The sequence below is a fragment of the Bosea sp. (in: a-proteobacteria) genome (genome assembly GCF_023953965.1).
GTDB lineage: Bacteria > Pseudomonadota > Alphaproteobacteria > Rhizobiales > Beijerinckiaceae > Allobosea.
The window spans coordinates 2,084,818-2,103,727 of sequence record NZ_JAMLIX010000001.1 but is presented as its reverse complement, the minus strand read 5'-3'; the positions used below and the strand labels follow the sequence as shown (position 1 = coordinate 2,103,727).

The window sequence follows — 18,910 nt, the reverse complement described above, 5'->3', positions numbered from 1 at the left end:
CCGGCCGGGTCGGCGCGCCGTCAGCGGGAGTAAGCGATGTACGAAAAGCTGCTGTCACCGGCGAAGGTTGGACCCTGGGAACTGGCCAACCGGGTGGTGATGCCGCCGCTGACCCGCAGCCGGGCGGACGGCGAATGGGTCCCGAACGCGCGCGCCGCGGAATATTACGGCCAGCGCAGCAGCGCGGGCCTCATCATCTGCGAGGCGACGCAGATCAGCCCGGACGCGACGGGTTATCCGCGCACCCCCGGCATCTGGAGCGCCGGGCAGACGGCGGGCTGGAAGACGGTCGTCGATGCCATCCACGCGGGCGGCGCCAAGGCAGTCATCCAGCTCTGGCATTGCGGCCGGGTTTCGCATCCGGACAACCAGCCCGACGGCCGCCAGCCGATGGCGCCCTCGGCGGTCAAGGCGGACAAGCAGGTCTGGAGCGACAAGGCGGGCGGCCTCGTCAGCGTCCCGATGCCCCGCGCGATGACCGAGGAGGACATCCGCGATGTCATCGCATCCCATCGCAAAGCCTGCGAGAACGCCCTGGCAGCGGGTTTCGACGGCGTGGAACTGCATGGCGCCAACGGCTATCTGATCGACCAGTTCGCCTCGTCGAACACCAACCTGCGCAGCGATGGCTGGGGCGGCACCCGCGAAAAGCGGATGCGCTTCATGGAAGAGGTGCTGAGGGCGGCGATATCGGTCTATCCGAAGGACTGCGTCGGCATCCGCCTTGCGCCTTACGGCACCTTCAACACGATCGACGACGACGACGCCCTGGCCAAGTACAAGGCCATGCTCGCGGCCGCGGAGAAGCTGGGCCTGGGCTATGTCCATATCATCCGCCCCATCGTGAGCGGCAACATGCAGGTGGGAGCCTCCCCTCTCGACCGCGCCGCCATCGAGATCGCGCGCGAGCTGTTTTCCGGAACGATCATCGGGGTCGGCGGCTATGACGCCGCCAGCGCCGAGGACGATCTTCAGGCCGGCCGTATCGACCTGGTCGCCTTCGGCCGAGCCTTCGTCGGCAATCCCGATCTCGTCCGCCGCATCCGCGAGGGGATCGCGCTGGCCGAAAGCGATCCGACGACCTGGTATGCCGCCGGCGACGCCGGCTATATCGACTACCCGCCAGCGGGCTGACGCCGCGCCGCTTCCGCACATGCGCTCGTCCACTCCCCGCGAAGGGTGGCGCCCGATGGGGCAAGCGCCGAAGAAATACGCAAATGCAATGCTGTTCATCGCTCCCATTTGTCTCGTGATGCGATGCAATGTAAGTGATATCCTTCAGAGGAAATGAGTCCGAAGAAAACGCTGGCCGCGCATGAATGACGTTTCGATCGAACCGGATATGGCGCGCCTGTATCCCTGACGCCCTGCATCCCGCTGCTCCGCGAGAGAATAACGGTTAAACAGCATGTCAGAACGATCAGGAAATGCAAAAGCCGTGATAAGCAAAACTTTATCATATAATAGAACAGATAAAGTAGAAGGCCGCGGGGTGCAATCCATCGAGGTCGGTGGGCGCCTTCTCTCCGTTCTATCGCTCGCGAGTCAGCCGCTTATGCTGAAGGATTTGGCCACGATGGCGGATATGCCGGCCGGACAGGCTCACGCATATCTTGTGAGTTTCCGAAAATTTGAACTGGTCGAGCAGGACGCCAGCGGCCTCTACAGGCTGGGGCCCTTCGCGCTGCAACTCGGCGTCGCGCGCATGCGCAGCTTTACCCCGCTCCAGGTCGCCTGCGCCTCCATCGGCGATCTGGCGAATCGCCTGGGCCTGATGGTGACGATCGCCGTCTGGGGAACCCATGGACCGACGATCGTGCAGGTCAACGAGGGCGTCGAGCAGATACACGTCAACCTGCGCCCCGGCACCGTCTATTCCATCTCTGGAACGGCGACCGGACGGGTTTTCGCGGCCTACCTTCCCGACGAGCTGATCCTGCCGCGCGCGACGAAGGAGATCAAGGGCAAGAGCCAGTCGCAGATCCCGGCGGGCAAACCGATGGATATGAACGCCTTCAAGCAGGAGATCGGACGCATCCGCGAGCTCGGCTATGGCATCACCGAGAACCTGCCGGTCCCGGGAGTGAGCGCCATCGCGGCGCCGGTGTTCGATCACACCGGCCAGCTGCAGCTGGTCGTCACGCTCGTCGGCGATTCCAAGAAGCTGAAGGTCACGGAGAAAATCTGGGAAGCCGACAAGCTGCTGGAATTCACCAATCGCCTGACGGTCCAGAACGGCTTCGTCCTGCCGACGCCGGCGTCCGAGCCCGCGTCTGCACCGAAGAAGCGCACATCCACCAGAGGCAAGACCGGCGGCACGGTATCCAAGATCCCGCTGCGCCAGGGCGGCGCACAGCGCCGTCAGCACGTCTGAGCGATCGACAGGCCGATATTTGAGGCGACTGCCTCCGGAACCGGTCGATCGGGAGCAGTCCCCAATGCTTCGTCGACGATGGTGGGGATATCCGGCTGCCGGGACGGCGGGGCCTCGCAGGAGCGCCGCCCTCCCGATACGGCGCCGCCGCAAGCCCGGCGGACGATGAAGAGCCGCGACGCCTCCATCCGCGGCGATGGGCTTTCGCCGATTGGGTTCTTGCCACGGTTGAACCCGGGATCAAGGTAAGAGCTGGGCCAAGAGCTGGGCCAAGGCCAAGACCGACATCAGGCCGCTCCAGAATGCGCACCGCGGCGCCGCATCGCCCCCGCATCGATCTGCGCTGCACCGGCCGCGGTCCGATCGGCGGGCAGCGTTCACGGGCTTGCGTCGTGCCGCCCCGCGCGCCGACGCCCTCCCCTCGCCTTGGCCGGGGCGCATTTCTCCTGAGGCAGGAAGCCCCTGAAAACCCCGGGACGATGGCCGGAAGTGATTTCGTATTTAGTTCATTCATTCGCAGTGTACAAATTATCTCTTGCCATATCGCCGGCTGCGCCGTAGCATCTCCGACACGTGCCGCAGAGAATGCGCGAACAACAATCAAGAGGGTGCGCCAAAGCCTATGGTCGATGTCACTGTTGAGCGGCTTTCCAAGAAATTCGGCGGGCTCAATGCCGTCGACGACGTCTCGTTCACGGTTCCGTCGGGAACCGTGCTGACGCTTCTCGGCCCGAGCGGTTGCGGCAAGACGACGATCCTGCGTTGCATCGCCGGCCTCGAGACGGCGACCGGTGGGCGCATCTCGATCGGCGGCGATCCCGTTTTCGACAGCGAGCGCGACATTCTCGTCCCGTCGGAGAAGCGCGAGATCGGGATGGTGTTCCAGTCCTATGCGATCTGGCCCCATCTCACCGTGTTCCAGAACGTGGCCTTTCCCCTGAAGCTGCGCTCGGTCGGCAAGGCCGAGTTGCAGGAGAGGGTCATGGCGGCCCTCAAGAGCGTGGATCTCGACCATCTTCACGACCGCTATCCCAACCAGCTCTCGGGCGGGCAGCAGCAGCGGGCGGTGCTGGCGAGATGCCTCGTCTACCGCCCTCGCGTCCTGCTGCTCGACGAGCCGCTCGCCAACCTCGACGCCGCGCTGCGGGAGGAAATGCGTTTCGAGCTGCGCGAAGTGCAGCAGAAATTCGGCCTGACGAGCATCTACGTCACGCACGATCAATCGGAAGCCATGGCGCTTTCGGACAACATCCTGGTTCTGAGCGGCGGCTCGATCATCAGCTCCGGTTCGCCGCGCGAGGTCTTCTCGAAACCGCAGCACCGTTTCGTCGCGTCCTTCCTCGGCGGGGCCAACCTGATCCCGGCCCGGATCGTCGTCGGGCGCCAGGGGCCGCCGCAGATCGTCGGGATCGATGCGGCAGGCGCGCTTCTGGTCGAAGGGGAAGGCGATGTCGGGCTCGCGACGACGGTCTCCGTGCGTCCTTCGGACGTTTCGCTGGTCCCCGTCGGCAAGACTGATCCGGTGGCGGTGACCGGCACGTTGAGGCGCGTGACGTTCCTCGGAGAGGTCAACGACTGCGTCGTCGAGATCGCCGGATGCGAAATTCGCGCGCGGACCGATCCGGATGGCCAATGGCAGATCGGCGAAACCGTCGGCATCGCCTTCCACCCCTCGCGTACGTACCTGCTTGCCGCAGAGGATAAGTGATGCGGCATCAGACGTATAAGCAACCGCTTTTCTGGTTTGCCGCCGTATGCGTGCTGATGCTCACGGTCTATCCGCTGGGGTGGCTGTTCTACGGCAGCATCTCGCGGCGGGCCGGCGGGCTCACGCTCAATCATTACGCCGACGCCTTCACCGCCGTCTCCAACATTCAAACGATCTGGAACTCGATCCAGCTGGTTCTCTGGTCGATTCCGTTCGCCCTCGTCATGGGGGTCTTCTCCGCCGTGACGGTGGCGCGGCTCGACATACCGTTCAAGGGCATCGTCCGGGCTTCGAGCATCGTGGCGTTCGTCAGCCCTCCCTGGGTCGGGGCCATTGCCTATGCCTATTTGATGTCGCCCAACGCGGGAGGCATCAATCTCATCATCGACCAGCTGATCGGGGTGAAGCCGTTCAACATCTTCTCGATGGGGGGCATGGTCTTCTGCACGATCCTGTTCCTCTACCCGTACATGTTCCTGACGACCTTGTCAGCGCTGGAGAACATCGATTCGTCCTATGAAGAGGCGGCCATCACCACCGGCTGCTCCCCGGTCCGGACGCTGGCGACCATCTCGATCCCGCTGATCACCCCGGCGCTGATCACCTGCACGATCTTCTCGATCATCATGGTGTGGTCGCTCTATTCCGTGCCGGCGCTGCTGGGAATGCCGTCGAAGATCTATGTTTTCGCCACCTACCTGTTCTTCCTCCTGGGAGGCTTCCCGCCACGGATCGAGCTTGCCTCGGCGATCGCGATCATCTTCGCGGTCATTGCCGGGCTCATGGTGTGGCTCGGCTTCAGGCTCGTCCGCCAGGCGCAGATCGGCCGTTTCCAGGTCGTCGGCGGGAAGGGTCACAAGCGCCTGAACCTGAGCGCCGGCAAGCTTCGCCTGCCGATCGCGCTCGTGAATCTTCTGATCATCTTGATCGCGATCATACTGCCCTATGTCGTGGTGGTGTATCTGTCGTTCTCGTCCGATATCTATAACTTCTCACTGAGCTTCACCCTCGCCCATCACCTCGGCGAGCTGGGGGCGCCGGCGATGTTGCGGATCATCGGCAATACTCTGGTGCTCGCGCTCGCCACCGCCGTGCTCGGCAGCGCCATCGCCCTGGTGATCGCCTTCTTCGATTTGCGGATGCCGTCCAAGTCCTCCGCCTTCGTCTCCGCGCTTGCCATGTTCCCGGTCGCGATCCCGTCCGTCGCCTTCGTGATCGGCGTGATGTGGGGCTGGATCCAGCCGCCGGTCGTGCTCTACGGCACATTGCTGATCATGGTGTTCGCGCAGGTCGCAAGGTTCCTGCCGCTGGCCACGCAGCACTTCCGCGACGGCCTGAACCAGATCCATGTCTCGCTGGAGGAAGCGGCCTGCGTCTGCGGCGCCAGCCGGTTCCAGACGCTCCAGAAAGTGTCGATCCCCATCATCCGCCCCGTCCTGATCGCGACGCTGCTGCTGCTGTTCATGTCCAGCATGCGCGATCTGATCACGCCGATCTTCCTCGGCACCGGGACACCCTCGACCACCGTAATGTCGTCAAGAATCTTCTTCATGTGGACGGAAGGAGAGATTTCACGAGCAGCGGCTGGAACCGTTCACTTCATAGTATTGATGGCCGCAATATACTTTGTCTGCTGGCTTCTGTTACGCAAATCTGGGGTGAAAATAATATAAACCAGAACCATCGAACAACGGAGGAGGAACTCATGTCTTTTATCGGAAATATGTCACGGCGCCAGGCGCTTGCGATGCTGGCGAGCACGCCCTTGATCGGGCAGGCTGGTCTTGCGAGGGCGCAGAACGCCTCGGTAGAGCAGCTTCTCGCGGCCGCCAAGAAAGAGGGCAAGGTCGTCGTTTACAGCATCTTCCCGCAGACAGTCGAAGCGGCGATGATGGCGATGTATCAACAGGATACCGGCATCACGATGGAATACAGCCGCATCGGCGGCACCAATCCGACGCTGCAGAAGTTCTATACGCAGGAGAAGGTCGGGCAGCACCTCACGGACGTCATCGTCCTCGAGAAATCCGCGTCCATCATCATGGCCAACGATCGCCTGGCGGCCGCCTATGCGCCGCCGGTGAAGTCCTCGATCCTGCCGGCGTTCCAGTCGAAGGACGATTTCGCCCACACCGCCATCGCTTCGTTCCAGGTGGTCGTCTACAACAAGGACCTGGTGAAGCAGGATCAGCTGCCGCGCGAGTGGAAAGACCTCGCCAAGCCCGAGTTCAAGAACAAGATCGTCGTTGGGTCTCCGGAAAACAGCGGCTCCGTCCTGGTGCTGATCAAGACGCTGGTCGATATGTACGGCTGGGACTTCATCCAGGCGCTGATCTCGAACGGCCTGATCGAAACCACCCGCGAGGTCGAGGGCGCGGATCTCGTGGCGCGCGGCGAGCGGACCGTGGCGGTGATCGCCCAGACGGCCCCTGCGGCGCAGATCAAGGCAGGCGCTCCCATCGGGTTCCACTTCCCCGACCGCCCGGTCGCGGTGGAGTTCTCCGCTTCCGTGCCGGCCAACACGCCCCATCCCAACGCCGCGCGCCACTTCCTCAACTATATGCTCTCGGAGAAGTACCAGACGCGCGTCGTCACCGATCTCGGCGGCTACAGCGTCCTGCCGCAGGTTGCCCCGCCGGCCGGCTTGCCGCCGCTGGCGAGCCTGAAGGTCGAGCCGTTCGACTATGCCGCGATGCTCGACGTGCGGGACACGATCCTGGAGCGCTGGCGCACCATGATGAGCAAGAAATAAGCGGGAAGCGTCTTCCGCGGGGTGTCATGCCCCGCGGAAGACGCGCCCGGCTGCTCAGGTTTCCGTCCGCAAGTTACCCTTGGGTCCATCATGAACATTATCGATTTTCGCCTGCGCCCACCCTATGGCGGGTTTCTCAACGCCAACTTCAAGCGCGTCGAGATCATCGCTCGCTTCACCAATCAGCTTGGCTTCGAGCAGGCCGAATCGGTGAAGAAGCTGTCCATGGACCTGCTGTTCAAGGAGATGGAGCAGGCCGGAATCACCAAGGGTGTCGTGGTCGGCCGGAATACCGCCCAGATCGGCGCGGTTCCCAATACCAGCGTCGCCGAAATCGCAAAGACGTTCCCCGATAAATTCGTCGCCGTCGCCTCGGTCGATCCGACGACGCGCAAGGATTCCATGCTTCAGATCGAAGAAGCGCGCACGCTCGGGATGAACATGATCAACATGGAGCCCGGCCTCTCCGCCGAGCCGAAATACTTCGACGACAGGCGCCTCTACCCGATCTACGCCTATTGCGAGGACAAGAACGTTCCGGTGATCCTGATGGGCGGCGGCAATACCGGCCCCGACATCAGCTACAGCTCGCCCGAGCACATCGACCGCGTGCTGAACGATTTTCCGGAGTTGAAGGTGATTTCCGCCCACGGCAACTGGCCCTGGGCGAAGGAAATCATCCATGTCGCATTCCGGCGCGCGAATTTGTACATCTCGCCCGACATGTATCTGCACCATCTGCCCGGCATGGACGACTATGTGAAGGCGGCCAACAGCTTCCTGTCCGAGCGTTTCCTGTTCGGCACCGCCTATCCGCTCACGCCGATCGTCGAATATACGAAATGGTTCCAGTCGCTTCCGATCAAGACGGAGGCGATGGAGAATATTCTGTATCGCAATGCGGAACGGCTGCTCGCCAACAAGCCGCGGTGGTAATGCGGGCGGCTTGAACAGCGGCGCGCGCCGACCTGTTTGCTTTCATCGATCAGCGGCGCGGAGGGAGCTATCCGGTTCGCCACTGGACCACAAATCATATTATCGAAGGCGACGGCGTGGAAGCGCCCCGCCTGATGGACGAATACCACGATGACCTGCTGAAGGTTGACGGCGCCTGGAAATCTCAGCGGCGCGAGGTCACGGTCAGCGCGACAAATGCCGGCCTGCAGCTCCGATACTGGATCGAGGCGCCCAATCCCCAGCCTTGCCGGACCTTCCTGTCCGTGACGCGACGGATGCCTGCGCGGCCCGCTGCGACCGGTCCCAAGCGCAGTCCGAGCCCGATCCCGGCAGTGACGGACGGCCCGGTTAGGCGGCGCGGCGGATACCGAAGACAACTTTGCTATTGACGAATTATTTCAGCATGGTCAGAATTGATGGCCATTCAGCGACATGGACGCTCGTGGCTTGGCGATCCGGCTTGCCGGGGGGCATCGAAGCGTCCTTCGTCTGAACGGCACGCTTGAGAAACAACGCTGGCTCTCGGAGAGATGCATGTCTGCGCAGAGGAAGAACCCCACCTGGCGCGAGCTCATGGCGCAGAACAAGCCGCTCGTCCTCCCCGGCGCCCATGATGCGTTCAGCGCCCGGCTCATCGCCGATGCGGGCTTCCCGGCCTACTTCATCGGCGGCTTCCCCGTGATCGGCGCGCGCTACGGCCTGCCGGACATCGGCCTGGTCGGGCTCGGCGAGATGCATCAGAACGTCAGCGAGATGATGGCGGCCAGCGCGTTGCCCGTGCTCGTCGATGCCGATGACGGCTATGGCGATGTCAAGAACGTGGTCCGCACCACCCGCGCCTATGAGCGGCTGGGAGCCTCGGCGATCTTCTTCGAGGACCAGGTCGCTCCGAAGCGCTGCGGCCACATGGCCGGCAAGGTCCTGGTTCCGACCGAGACGATGGAGGCCAAGCTCAGGGCGGCCGCCGCGGCGCGTGAGGACAAGGAGTTCTTCATCATCGCCCGCACCGACGCGCGCGATGTCGAGGGCCTCGATGCCGCGTTCCGCCGCGCCGAGCGATATCTCAAGGCCGGCGCCGACGGGCTGTTCATCGAGTCCCCGCGCAGCGTCGAGGAGCTCGGGAAGATCGGCGGCTCCTTCGGCGTGCCGCATCTGGCCAACATGCTGGAAGGCGGTGTCACGCCGATCCTGTCGAACGCCGAGCTCGGCGAGATGGGCTTCTCGATGATCATTCACGGCATCAATCTTCTGATGCGCTCCGCTCGCGTGATGAAGGAGACGCTGGCGGCCCTGCGCGAGGACAAGCTGAAGCCCGACGTGAACGCCGTCAGCTTCGAGGAATACAAGCGCCTCGTCGGCTTCGGCGATTGGGCGGACATCGACAACACGTTCAGATCGTGACCATCGGCCGTCGCCCGGCCTCGCCCGGCGACCCGATCGACCAGCCAATATGACGATGGAGAAGACAATGGGTAGGCTTACGGGACGCAATTGCCTGGTGACCGGGGCCGCGCGCGGAATTGGTCTGGCGTTCGCTCAGGGGCTGGTGCGGGAAGGCGCCAATGTCACCCTCGTCGATCTGGACCCCTCCGTGGCGGATGTCGCCGCCAAGGTGAACAGCGAGAGCGCGAGCCCCGGCGTGGGGCGCGCGATCGGCGTGAAGGCCGACGTCACCGAGCGCGGCGATATCCGCGCCGCCGTGGAGCGGACCGCGAAGGAGTTCGGCTCGCTCGACGTGATGTTCAACAACGCCGGCATCAACAAGCCGCTGAACTTCATGGACGTTACGGAAGAGAACTGGAACCTGGTGATGCGGGTCAACGCCTTCAGCGTTCTGATCGGCACGCAGGAGGCCGCGCGCCAGATGATCGCCCAGGGCAAGGGCGGCAAGGTCGTCAACACCTGCTCCGTCGCCGGGCGCCAGGGCTATGGCAATATGGCGCCCTATAGCGCCTCGAAGGCCGCGGTCCTCTCGCTGACCCAGGCCGCCGCGCGTTCGCTGGCCCAGCACAAGATCACCGTCAATGCGTTTGCGCCCGCCGTGGTGCAGACCCCGCTTTGGGAGCAGCTCGACAAGGATCTGGTCGATATCGGCTCGACCAAGGAAGTCGGCCAGGCGGTCCAGCAGTTCTCGGCCGCGATCCTGCTCGGCGCCGCCAAGCCCGAGGATCTGGTCGGCACGGCTCTGTTCCTGGCCAGCGACGATTCCAACTACATCACCGGCCAGACCATGATGGTCGACGGCGGCCGCTTCATGCTCTGACCGCAAGCCGATGGGCAGCGACGACGGCGGCCCGTTATCGGACGGCCCCTTGAAGGAGCAGGACATGCTGAAGCGAATGACGCTGCTGGCGCGGCGCAGCGATCTCACCTTCGACGCGTTCTCGAGCCATTGGCTCGGGACTCACGGCGAAATCGTCACCCGGATGCCGATGGTGCACGGCTACGTCCAGAACCCGATCGGCCGGCGCCTGCTGGAGAAGCTCAATCCGCAAGATCCGTTCTCCTTCGACGGCATCGTCGAGCTTTGGTTCGCCGATGCGCAGGCGCAGAAAACCGCCTTCGCCTCCGCCGCGGCCAAGGAGCTGCCCGTGGACGAGCTGAACTTCATCCGCGGCATCACCATCTTCCCGGTGGAGGAGAGCCGCCAGGATGCGGGCGGCTACCCGCTCAAGGTGATGGTCGCCGCGCGCTTCGGCGGCGGCGATGCCGAGGCGCATATCACCGCGCTTACCAGGATGTTCGCCTCCCTGCCGGGCGTGCGGGTCGCCGCCGTCAACCGCCTCGGCGAGGTCGGCTGGCGGGATCATCTGTGGCACGAGCCCGAGCCGCCCCAGCTGCTGATCGAGCTCGCTTGCGAGAACACCGTCACGCTCGACCGGCTTGCCGATCAAGCCGCGCTCTCCGCCCTGCATGCCTCGCTCACCGCTTCGGGCGGGGCGCTCGAATGCTATCGGGTCGATCCCCGGACGATCATCTGAATCCGACTCTCGGCCGGTTTGTCGTCGAGCCTCCCCGTCATTCCCGGCAGAACCGGCAGGCAAGCGGCCTGTCGCGGGCATCGATGCGGCCGTCGCCATCCCCGACGGCGTTATGGAGCGGAAGCGGCGACGCGCCATATCTGTTTCGTTACTGACATATCCATTCATGAAAAACAGAATAAGCCTTGCACCCGGCGGCACGTCGGCATAGCATCGCCGAGCCGGAGCGGTCGGCTCCAGGCCCCGCATACCGGCTCAGGCGCCAGGGCAATCGAGGCCAGACCATGATCATTGATTTTCGTGTGAGACCGCCCTTCAAAGGCTTCCGGGGCAGCTTTCTGTACCGGCCGCGCAACCCTAGCCCCGATCCGGTGACAATGCCTGCATTGCAGATCGGATTGGAACGCTACCGCTCCTTCGAGGAGCAATCCATGGAAGCCTTCATGGAGGAGATGGACGAGGCCGGCATCGACATGGCCGTCGCCATCGGGCGGCAGGCCCCCGCGCCGTATAACGGCGTCCCCAACGAGGATGTTGCGGAGCTGGTCAAGCTCTATCCGGGCCGGTTCCTCGGCATCGGCGCCGTCGACGGCTCGAACGTCAAGGCAGCTCTCGCCGAAATCGACCGGATCGTCGACCTCGGCCTGCGCGGCGTCGCGATGGACAACGGCTATTGCAACCCGCCCCTCTACAACAGCGACGAACGCCTGTTCCCGATCTACGCGAAATGCGAGGAGCTCGGGCTGATCCTTTCACTCACGAGCAGCATTTTCCTCGGGCCGGACCTGACCTACAGCGACCCGGCGACCATTCAGCGCGTCGCGCTCAAGTTCCCGAAGCTGAAGATCGTCGTTCCCCATGGGTCATGGCCGTGGACGGTACAGATGTGCGCCGTCGCCATGCAGTGCACCAACATCTATCTGGTTCCGGATTTCTACATGCATCTCCCGAATATGCCGGGAGCCGACGAGTTCCTGAAGGCGGCCAACTTCTATCTGAGCCACAGGCTGATTTATGCAAGCAGCTACCCTGTGCGCCCGCTCGGGCAGAGCCTTCGCCAGTTCAAGGATCTCGCTTTCGCGGACGATGCGATCCGTCAGCGCTGCCTCGGCGAGAATGCCGCCCGTCTTCTCGGCCTCTCGACCTAGAGCATTTTCGAGCGAAGCGGACCCCGGTTCGCGTGAAGAAAATGCGATAAAACAAAGGCTTGTAGCAGTTCCGCGATTCGGGGAATTGCGGAATTGCCCTAGACACTGTGAGCACGGTGGCCGATGCTGGCGACCATGCCGGCCCGCTCCCTCTCTCATTCTCGCGCGAGGGAGCGGCGGTCCGGCGCGGCCTGACTTGGCGCCGGCATCGGCCATCCTGTGATCCTGGCCGCCGACCGCGGGCCGGGCGATGCGGATCGCTTGCAGAACTGGCGATGCTTCCACAAGCATCCGGCACGCAGGCCCGAAAGGCATGCGGCATTTGAGGAAGATTCATGACAGCTGACGTTCATTCCCGATCCACGATCTCTGTAGGCTCGTTGTTCGCACCGCTGGATCGCGGCCCGGTTCACCTGCGAAATCGCCTGGTGATGGCGCCGATGACGCGCCGTCAGGCACCTGGCGGCGTGCTGGGCGAGGCCAATGCAGCCTATTACCGCCGCCGCGCGGAATCCGGCGTCGGGCTGATCATATCGGAAGGAACCTGGATCGATCATCCGGTCGCCTCCGACGCGAAGGATATACCGCGCTTCTATGGCAGCGATGCACTCGCGGGCTGGCAGCTCGTCATCGACGAGGTCCACCGCGCCGGCGGACGGATTTTCCCGCAGATCTGGCATACGGGGACGCGCCGCCCCGTCGCCAGCGCCGGCTGGAACCCCGAATTGCTTCCGATCGGCCCCTCCGGCCTTGCCTTCGTCGAGCCGGGCGCCACCGAGCCGCGTCAGGTCAGCCGGCCGATGACGCAGGCCGACATCGATCAGGTCATCGAGGCTTTTGCCGAGGCTGCGGCCCGGGCTCACCGGATCGGGGCCGACGGCGTCGAGATCCACGGCGCGCACGGCTATCTCATCGATCAGTTCCTCTGGGAGAAGACCAACCACCGCACGGATTCCTATGGCGGCTCGCCGGAGAACCGGGTGAGGTTCGCCACGGAAATCGTCCGCGAGTGCCGCCGCCGCACGGCGCCCGACTTTCCCATCGGGCTGCGCTTCTCCCAATGGAAAGCCGCCGATTACGACGCTCGGATCGCGCATGATCCTCAGGAGCTCGCCCGCCTCCTGGAACCGCTCGCCGACGCGGGCGTGGACGTTTTCCACTGCTCCACCCGGCGCTTCTGGGAGCCGGCCTTCACGGGAAGCGACCTCAGCCTCGCCGGCTGGACGAAGAAGCTCACCGGCAAGATCACCATCGGCGTCGGCTCGGTCGGGCTCGATCAGGCTCATATCGCCCGACCGCAGGAGCAGGTTGGAGGCTACACGACCAAGACCGTGCCGCTCGACCGTCTCGTGCACCTGATGGAGCGTGAGGAGTTCGATCTGATCGCCGTCGGCCGTTCGCTGCTCGTCGATCACAAATGGCCGGAAAAGGTGCGCGACGGCGCCTGGGAGGACATTACCGCCTATTCATCGCAGTCGCGCAACGTCTTCTATTGAAGCGGGACGCCTGAACAGTAAAACGGCTGCAAGAGGCTCCGGCGAGGATCGACAGGCCCTCGCTGGAGCCTTGTCGTTATCGGGCCAGACAACCGCCCGTCGACGGGTATGGTCGTGCCGGTCAATATAGCTCGCCCCGCCCGACAGAAGCAGCGCCACGGGCGCGACCGGCAAAGCCCGCTCGCGCAGGTCCTCAGATTAAGGTCGCGTCGTCCCTGCGGGCCACCTTCTCCCGACAGACGGCTTGATGATGTGGACGCCCCTGCCCACCGGCGGCGCTATGGTGCCGATCCGGCTGCCGAAGCAGCGAGAGGAGCGTGCGCGATGACGATCACGACGATTGGACTGGACCTGGCGAAGAGCGTCTTTCAGGCGCATGGGATTGATGAGAACGGCGCGACGGCATTGGTCAGGAAGCTGCATCGCAAGCAGATGCTGCCGTTCTTCTCAAAGCTTCCGCCCTGCCTGATCGGCGTGGAGGCATGCGGAACGGCGCACCATTGGGCGCGAACGCTCTCGGCGATGGGACATGAGGTTCGCCTGATCCCGCCGTCCTACGTCAAGGCCTTCGTCAAGCGCGGCAAAAGCGACGCCCTCGACGCAGAGGCGATCTGCGAAGCGGTCCAGCGGCGGACAATGCAGTTCGTACCGGTGAAGACGGTCGACCAGCAGGGCATCCTCATGACCCATCGCGCCCGCTCGTTGCTTGTTCGCCAGCGCACGCAAGCCGCCAACGCCTTGCGATCGCATCTGGCCGAGCTGGGGCTTGTCGCCAATCCCGGCGTCGCCAATTTGGCGAGGCTCGCCGAGCAGGCGCTCTCGGACAGGGACGCGCTTCCTTCCTTCGCCCGCGCAGCGCTGGAGATCATGCTTCGCCAGATCGTGGCCCTCGGCCAGGAGATCGCGGAACTCGATCGGCAGATCGCCTCCTGGCATGTCGAGAGCGAAGCAAGCCGCAGGCTCGCCGCTATTCCGGGCCTTGGTGTGATCACGGCGACCGCGGTCGCCGCCACCGTCACCGATCCCGATCAGTTCCGCTCCGGCCGGCAGTTTGCCGCGTGGCTGGGCCTGACGCCACAGCAGCAGTCGACCGGCGGCAAGACCAGGCTGGGCGGAATCTCGAAGCAGGGAGACCGCTACCTCCGTCGATTGCTCGTCGTCGGCGCCACCGCCGTCATCCGGCACACGAAGGACAAGCCGACGCCCATGGCCGCCTGGATCAGGAAGCTCTTGGAGAAGAAGCCTTTCAGGCTCGTCTCGATCGCGCTCGCCAACAAGCTCGCCCGGATCGCATGGGTCCTGATGACGCGCAAGGAGAGCTACAGACCCCAACAGCACGCCGCCTGAGCGGCCGACCGAAGAGACAACCCGAATTGGTGACGGCAGTCGATGATGAGTGACGATCGAGCCAATGACGAGGCCAACCCGCGTGATTCAATGCGCCCCAGCAGCGCGCCAGTTTGATAGGGACCTCGTCGGCGGATTTCCATCAGGGCCAGCGGCAACCATCACGCCGCACAAACAGGCCGGACATATGAAAGCAACCGATCAAAACATCCCGACAAAAAGCCTTGCCATAGGGGGCGTCCACATATGAATCACGATCCAACCGGTTTGCGAATCCCGATTCCGCTGGAGCCATTCCGCGATTCTCTGGATCGCGGAATTGCTAGTCCTGGGGGCGGACCGGGCTCCACAGCCGCTGGTCCGTTTCCGCCTCGTATCCCTTGCCGGCTGGGAAGCTGACCAGTTCGAACTGCATTCCCCAGGGCGCGCGGAAATAAACCCAGCTCTGCCCGGCGCTGGGGCCCTGGTGGCGGACCACCGGTTCGCCCAGGATCTCGACGTCGTGATCGCGCAGCCATTGCAGGGCGGCGTCGAAATCGTCGGTATAGAAGGCGAGGTGATGGCCTCCGGCATCGCTGTTCTTCGGCGGCTGGGGGTTCTGGTCGGGCGCCTCGTATTCGAAGACCTCGAAATTAGGCCCGTGCCCGCAGCGGAAGAACCTGAGCTTCTTCATCACCGCGCGCGGATGAACGGCGAGCTGGCGCGTCATCCAGTCGTCCTCGAAGCGGAACGGCCCGAGGTCGTAGAACCGCTCGCAGCCGAGGACGTCGACGAGGAACCGCGTCGCCTCCTCGAGGTCGGGCACCGTGAGGCCGACATGCTCGACCCCGCGCAATCCCGGCATCCGGGCGGCGGGCTTTAGCGGTTTCGTCTCAGGCACCGACAAGCTCCCCCCGCCCGGTATCGATCATCATCTGGCGCAGCTGCGCTTCGATCTCCGGGCTCATCGCGAAGGCCGCCCGTTCCAGCACCTTCGAGACGCTGGGCGAGCTTTCCCCGCCGTGGACGCGCTGCACCGGCTGGTCGAGATGATCGAAGAAGCGGCGCTGGATCTCGTCGGTCAGCATTGCGCCGTAGGAGACGGTCAGCGGGCTCTGCTCGACCACCACGACATTGTTCGTCCTGGCGATCGAGGCGCCGATCGTCTCCCAGTCGATTCCGGCCCGGTCGAGCGAGCGAAGATCGATGATCTCGGCATCGAGCCCCAGCGCCTCGACCGCCTTGCGCGTCTGCCCCACCATCAGGGAATAGGTCAGGACGGTGAGCTGGCTGCCCGGCCGGACCACCTTCGCCTTGCCGAGCGGGATGAAGTAGTCGTAGTCCTCGGCGGGGCCGGGCATCTTCTCGTTGTAGAGGCCGACATGCTCGATCACGAGCACCGGGTCCTCGCAAGCGAGCGCGCTGTTCATCAGCCCGACATAGTCGAACGGGGTGGAGGGGGCGACGATGCGCCAGCCCGGCCACTGCGCGAACAGCCCGGCCGGGTCCATCGAATGCTGCGAGCCGTATCCGGTGCCGAGCGCGATCTTGGTGCGCAGGACGAGCGGCATGTTGGTCTCGCCGCCGAACATGTGGCGGGCCTTGCCGATCTGGTTGAACAGCTGGTCGGCCGCGACCAGCGCGAAATCCGGATACATCAGCTCGACCACGGGGCGATAGCGCCCCATCATCGCGACGCCGCCGGCGAGGCCGGAAAAACCGGCCTCCGCGATCGGGGCCGGGACGATCCGGTCGGGATAGCGGTCGAACAGGCCCTTGGTCGCGCCGTTGGTGCCGCCCTTCAGGCGGTGGATATCCTCGCCGATGCAGAAGATGCGCTCATCCTCGGCCATGCGCCGGTTCATCACCTCGGCCACCGCGTCGACGAAGCGCATCTCCGCCAGCGCGCCGGAGAAGCTCTCCTGCTCCTCGAAGCGCACCCCCTCGAGCTCCGACAGGTCGCCGCGCAGGCCGACGTCTCGCCGGGCCGGATCGGGCCAGAGGCTTTCGATGATCGTGCGCTTGTTGCCGTCGAGCCGGGTCAGGGCGTTGGCCACCGTCTTCATGGCTTCCCTGGCGCGGTCGGCGATCCGGGCGTTGCCGTCCTGGTCGAGCCAGCCCTGCGCCTGGAGCCCGTCGAACATCACGCTCAGCGGATCGCGCTTGCGCCAGCGGGCTTCGTCGTCCTTGCTGCGATAGCCGAAGGCGCTGCCGGCGATGCCGTTGCCGTGGTGGTAGAAGCGGTAGACCACCGCCTCGATGATCGCCGGCCCCTTGCCGGCGCGCATGATCTCGAGCGCGCGCTCGGTCGCCGCGCGCACCGCGATCGGATCCATGCCGTCGACCCGGAAGGAGGGGATGCCGAAGCCGAGCCCGCGCGCCGAGACGCGCGTCTCGCGGGTCTGCTCGGCGACCGTGGTCGAGACGGCGAAGCCGTTGTTCTCGATGAAGAAGCAGATCGGCAGGTTCCACAGCGCGGCGAGGTTCATCGCCTCCGGAACCGAGCCGATATGGACGCCGCCCTCGCCGACATAGGAGAACACCACGTCGCCCTTGCCGGCGCGCTTGTTCGACCAGGCCGCGCCGGTGGCCATCGGCACGCCGCCGCCGACGATGGCGTTGGTGCCGAGCGCCCCCGCCTCGTCCCAGCGCAGATGCATCGAGCCGCCCCGTCCCTTGCAGAAGCCCTGCGCCAGCCCCATGATCTCGGCCAGCGTCCGCTGCAGCACGCCCATCATGCCGTCGCCGAGCTCCGTCGTCAGCGGATCGGCATGGCCGGGATCGACATAGTTCAGCGCCTTGGCGAGGAACTGGTGGTGGCCGCGATGCGATCCGGTCACCTGGTCGCTGGCGCGCAGCGGCGCAATCGAGCCGATCGCGCCCCCCTCCTGCCCGACCGAGCTGTGGGCCGGGCCGTGGATCAGCCCCTCGCGGTCGACCTCGAGCACCATGTCCTCGAAGGCACGCACCAGGTGGAGATGGTTGTGCATCTTGAGCGCCTCGGCCTTGCCGGTCGCAGCCCAGTCAGCCTCCGTCGCGCTGACCTCGAGCCAGTCGGCCATGGGCTTCAGCTTCTTCGTTGCCGGCATCGTCACCCCGTCTTGCTCATGCTGGCGCCGGGTCAGGCGGCAAGCCCGCCCATGCACATGTATTTGATCTCGACATAGTCCTCGATTCCGTAGCGCGAGCCCTCGCGGCCACGCCGGATTCCCTGATCCCGCCAAACGGCGCGACCTCGGTCGAGATCAGGCTTCGTCGACGCCGGCCGCGCGGATGGCCAGCTCGGTATACTTGAAGAAATCGTCGTCGCCCTCGCCGGCCGCGATCAGCGTCGCCCAGCCCTGCCGCACCAGCGCCGTCAGCGGCATCGGCACCTCGAGCGCGTGCCCGGCCGACAGCGCCAGATCGAAATCCTTGGCCATCTGCGCCGCGCTGAACCTGGGCGAGAAATCGCGGGCCTTGAGCGCCTCGGCCTTGTAGCCGAACAGCGGCGAGGCGGCGACGCTCGCCGCGATGCCGTCGATCGTGGTGGCGCGGTCGATGCCGTTCCTCAGGCAGAAAGCCATCGCCTCGCCCGCCATCGCCGCGGTGAGGCCGACCATCATGTTGACGGTCAGCTTGAGCACCCGCGCCTGCTCGCCGTCGCCGGCATAAAGCCGCTGCGCCGTCATCAGGCCCAGGATCGGCTCCACCGCCTCGAAGGTGGCGCGAGGCCCCGACACCAGCATCCCGAGCTTGCCGGCGCTGGCGAGCTGGACCGAGCCCGACACCGGCGCGCGCAGATAGCCGATGCCGCGCGCCTGCGCCGCCCGCGCGATCTCGGCGGAGATCGCGACCGAGACCGTGCTCGTCTCGATCAGGATGCTGCCGGGGCGCATGTGAGCGAGCGCCCCGGCCTCGCCCAGCGCCACCCGGCGCAGGGCCTCGTCGTCGGCCACCGAGACGAACAGGATATCGGCACCGGCCGCCAGGCTCGCGACATCGGCGGCGACCGTCGCGCCGGCGGCGCGCAGCGGCTCGCACCGCGCGGCGCTGCGGTTCCACACGACAAGGTCGTGGCCCGCCCGCCTGATGTTCAGCGCCATCGGCGCGCCCATCTTGCCCAGCCCGATCCAGCCGATCCGCTCGCTCATGCCCGTCCCTTCCGCCCGCGTCCCGATGCCGCCGG

15 protein-coding genes and 1 pseudogene are annotated in these 18,910 nt (G+C 65.0%); 12 read left to right on the top strand and 4 right to left on the bottom strand.

Annotated elements, in window-relative coordinates; genetic code table 11:
- Positions 1 to 36 precede the first annotated feature (36 nt).
- From M9917_RS09685 to M9917_RS09630, 12 genes are all read left to right on the top strand, one after another.
- Positions 37 to 1,134 carry an alkene reductase gene (locus M9917_RS09685; RefSeq protein ID WP_297253132.1) on the top strand — a complete coding sequence of 366 codons (1,098 nt, stop codon included), beginning with the start codon at positions 37 to 39 and terminating at the stop codon, positions 1,132 to 1,134.
- Between the two features lie 358 nt (positions 1,135 to 1,492).
- Positions 1,493 to 2,374, top strand: coding sequence for an IclR family transcriptional regulator (locus tag M9917_RS09680; protein WP_297253130.1), 882 nt, complete (start codon positions 1,493 to 1,495; stop codon positions 2,372 to 2,374).
- 622 nt (positions 2,375 to 2,996) lie between these two features.
- Positions 2,997 to 4,082 carry an ABC transporter ATP-binding protein gene (locus M9917_RS09675; protein WP_297253128.1) on the top strand — a complete coding sequence of 362 codons (1,086 nt, stop codon included), beginning with the start codon at positions 2,997 to 2,999 and terminating at the stop codon, positions 4,080 to 4,082.
- A complete protein-coding gene (locus tag M9917_RS09670) occupies positions 4,082 to 5,755 on the top strand; it encodes an ABC transporter permease (RefSeq protein WP_297253126.1) in 1,674 nt (557 codons plus the stop codon). The genes M9917_RS09675 and M9917_RS09670 overlap by 1 nt, the downstream gene beginning before the upstream one ends.
- A gap of 32 nt (positions 5,756 to 5,787) precedes the next feature.
- Positions 5,788 to 6,834, top strand: coding sequence for an ABC transporter substrate-binding protein (locus M9917_RS09665; RefSeq protein ID WP_297253124.1), 1,047 nt, complete (start codon positions 5,788 to 5,790; stop codon positions 6,832 to 6,834).
- A gap of 90 nt (positions 6,835 to 6,924) precedes the next feature.
- Positions 6,925 to 7,770 (top strand): amidohydrolase family protein, encoded by an 846-nt coding sequence (locus tag M9917_RS09660; RefSeq protein WP_297253122.1) that lies wholly within the window; start codon positions 6,925 to 6,927, stop codon positions 7,768 to 7,770.
- Positions 7,771 to 8,325: 555 nt separating this feature from the next.
- Positions 8,326 to 9,192, top strand: coding sequence for an isocitrate lyase/PEP mutase family protein (locus M9917_RS09655; protein WP_297253120.1), 867 nt, complete (start codon positions 8,326 to 8,328; stop codon positions 9,190 to 9,192).
- Between the two features lie 67 nt (positions 9,193 to 9,259).
- Positions 9,260 to 10,054 (top strand): SDR family NAD(P)-dependent oxidoreductase, encoded by a 795-nt coding sequence (locus M9917_RS09650; protein WP_297253118.1) that lies wholly within the window; start codon positions 9,260 to 9,262, stop codon positions 10,052 to 10,054.
- A gap of 64 nt (positions 10,055 to 10,118) precedes the next feature.
- Positions 10,119 to 10,772: an EthD domain-containing protein gene (locus M9917_RS09645; protein WP_297253117.1), complete on the top strand. Its 654-nt coding sequence runs from the start codon at positions 10,119 to 10,121 to the stop codon at positions 10,770 to 10,772.
- Between the two features lie 185 nt (positions 10,773 to 10,957).
- Positions 10,958 to 11,920 (top strand): amidohydrolase family protein, encoded by a 963-nt coding sequence (locus M9917_RS09640; protein WP_297253115.1) that lies wholly within the window; start codon positions 10,958 to 10,960, stop codon positions 11,918 to 11,920.
- Between the two features lie 335 nt (positions 11,921 to 12,255).
- Complete coding sequence (locus M9917_RS09635; RefSeq protein WP_297253113.1) at positions 12,256 to 13,416, top strand: NADH:flavin oxidoreductase; 1,161 nt, start codon at positions 12,256 to 12,258, stop codon at positions 13,414 to 13,416.
- Between the two features lie 324 nt (positions 13,417 to 13,740).
- Positions 13,741 to 14,763, top strand: coding sequence for an IS110 family RNA-guided transposase (locus M9917_RS09630; RefSeq protein ID WP_297253112.1), 1,023 nt, complete (start codon positions 13,741 to 13,743; stop codon positions 14,761 to 14,763).
- A gap of 322 nt (positions 14,764 to 15,085) precedes the next feature.
- Here the strand turns inward: M9917_RS09630 and M9917_RS09625 are convergent, their stop codons facing one another.
- The 4 genes and pseudogenes from M9917_RS09625 to M9917_RS09610 all read right to left on the bottom strand — a co-directional run bounded on the left by M9917_RS09625 (position 15,086) and on the right by M9917_RS09610 (position 18,875).
- Positions 15,086 to 15,643 carry a VOC family protein gene (locus M9917_RS09625; RefSeq protein ID WP_297253110.1) on the bottom strand — a complete coding sequence of 186 codons (558 nt, stop codon included), beginning with the start codon at positions 15,641 to 15,643 and terminating at the stop codon, positions 15,086 to 15,088.
- A complete protein-coding gene (locus M9917_RS09620; RefSeq protein ID WP_297254811.1) occupies positions 15,636 to 17,831 on the bottom strand; it encodes an alpha-ketoacid dehydrogenase subunit alpha/beta in 2,196 nt (731 codons plus the stop codon). The genes M9917_RS09625 and M9917_RS09620 overlap by 8 nt, the downstream gene beginning before the upstream one ends.
- Positions 17,832 to 17,863: 32 nt before the next feature.
- A pseudogene (locus tag M9917_RS09615) lies at positions 17,864 to 17,991 on the bottom strand (aldehyde dehydrogenase family protein); the annotation flags it as partial.
- On the bottom strand, positions 17,988 to 18,875 hold the full coding sequence (locus M9917_RS09610) for an NAD(P)-dependent oxidoreductase (protein WP_297253108.1): 888 nt from the start codon (positions 18,873 to 18,875) through the stop codon (positions 17,988 to 17,990). The gene M9917_RS09610 and the pseudogene M9917_RS09615, both read right to left, overlap by 4 nt.
- Between the last annotated feature and the right edge of the window lie 35 nt (positions 18,876 to 18,910).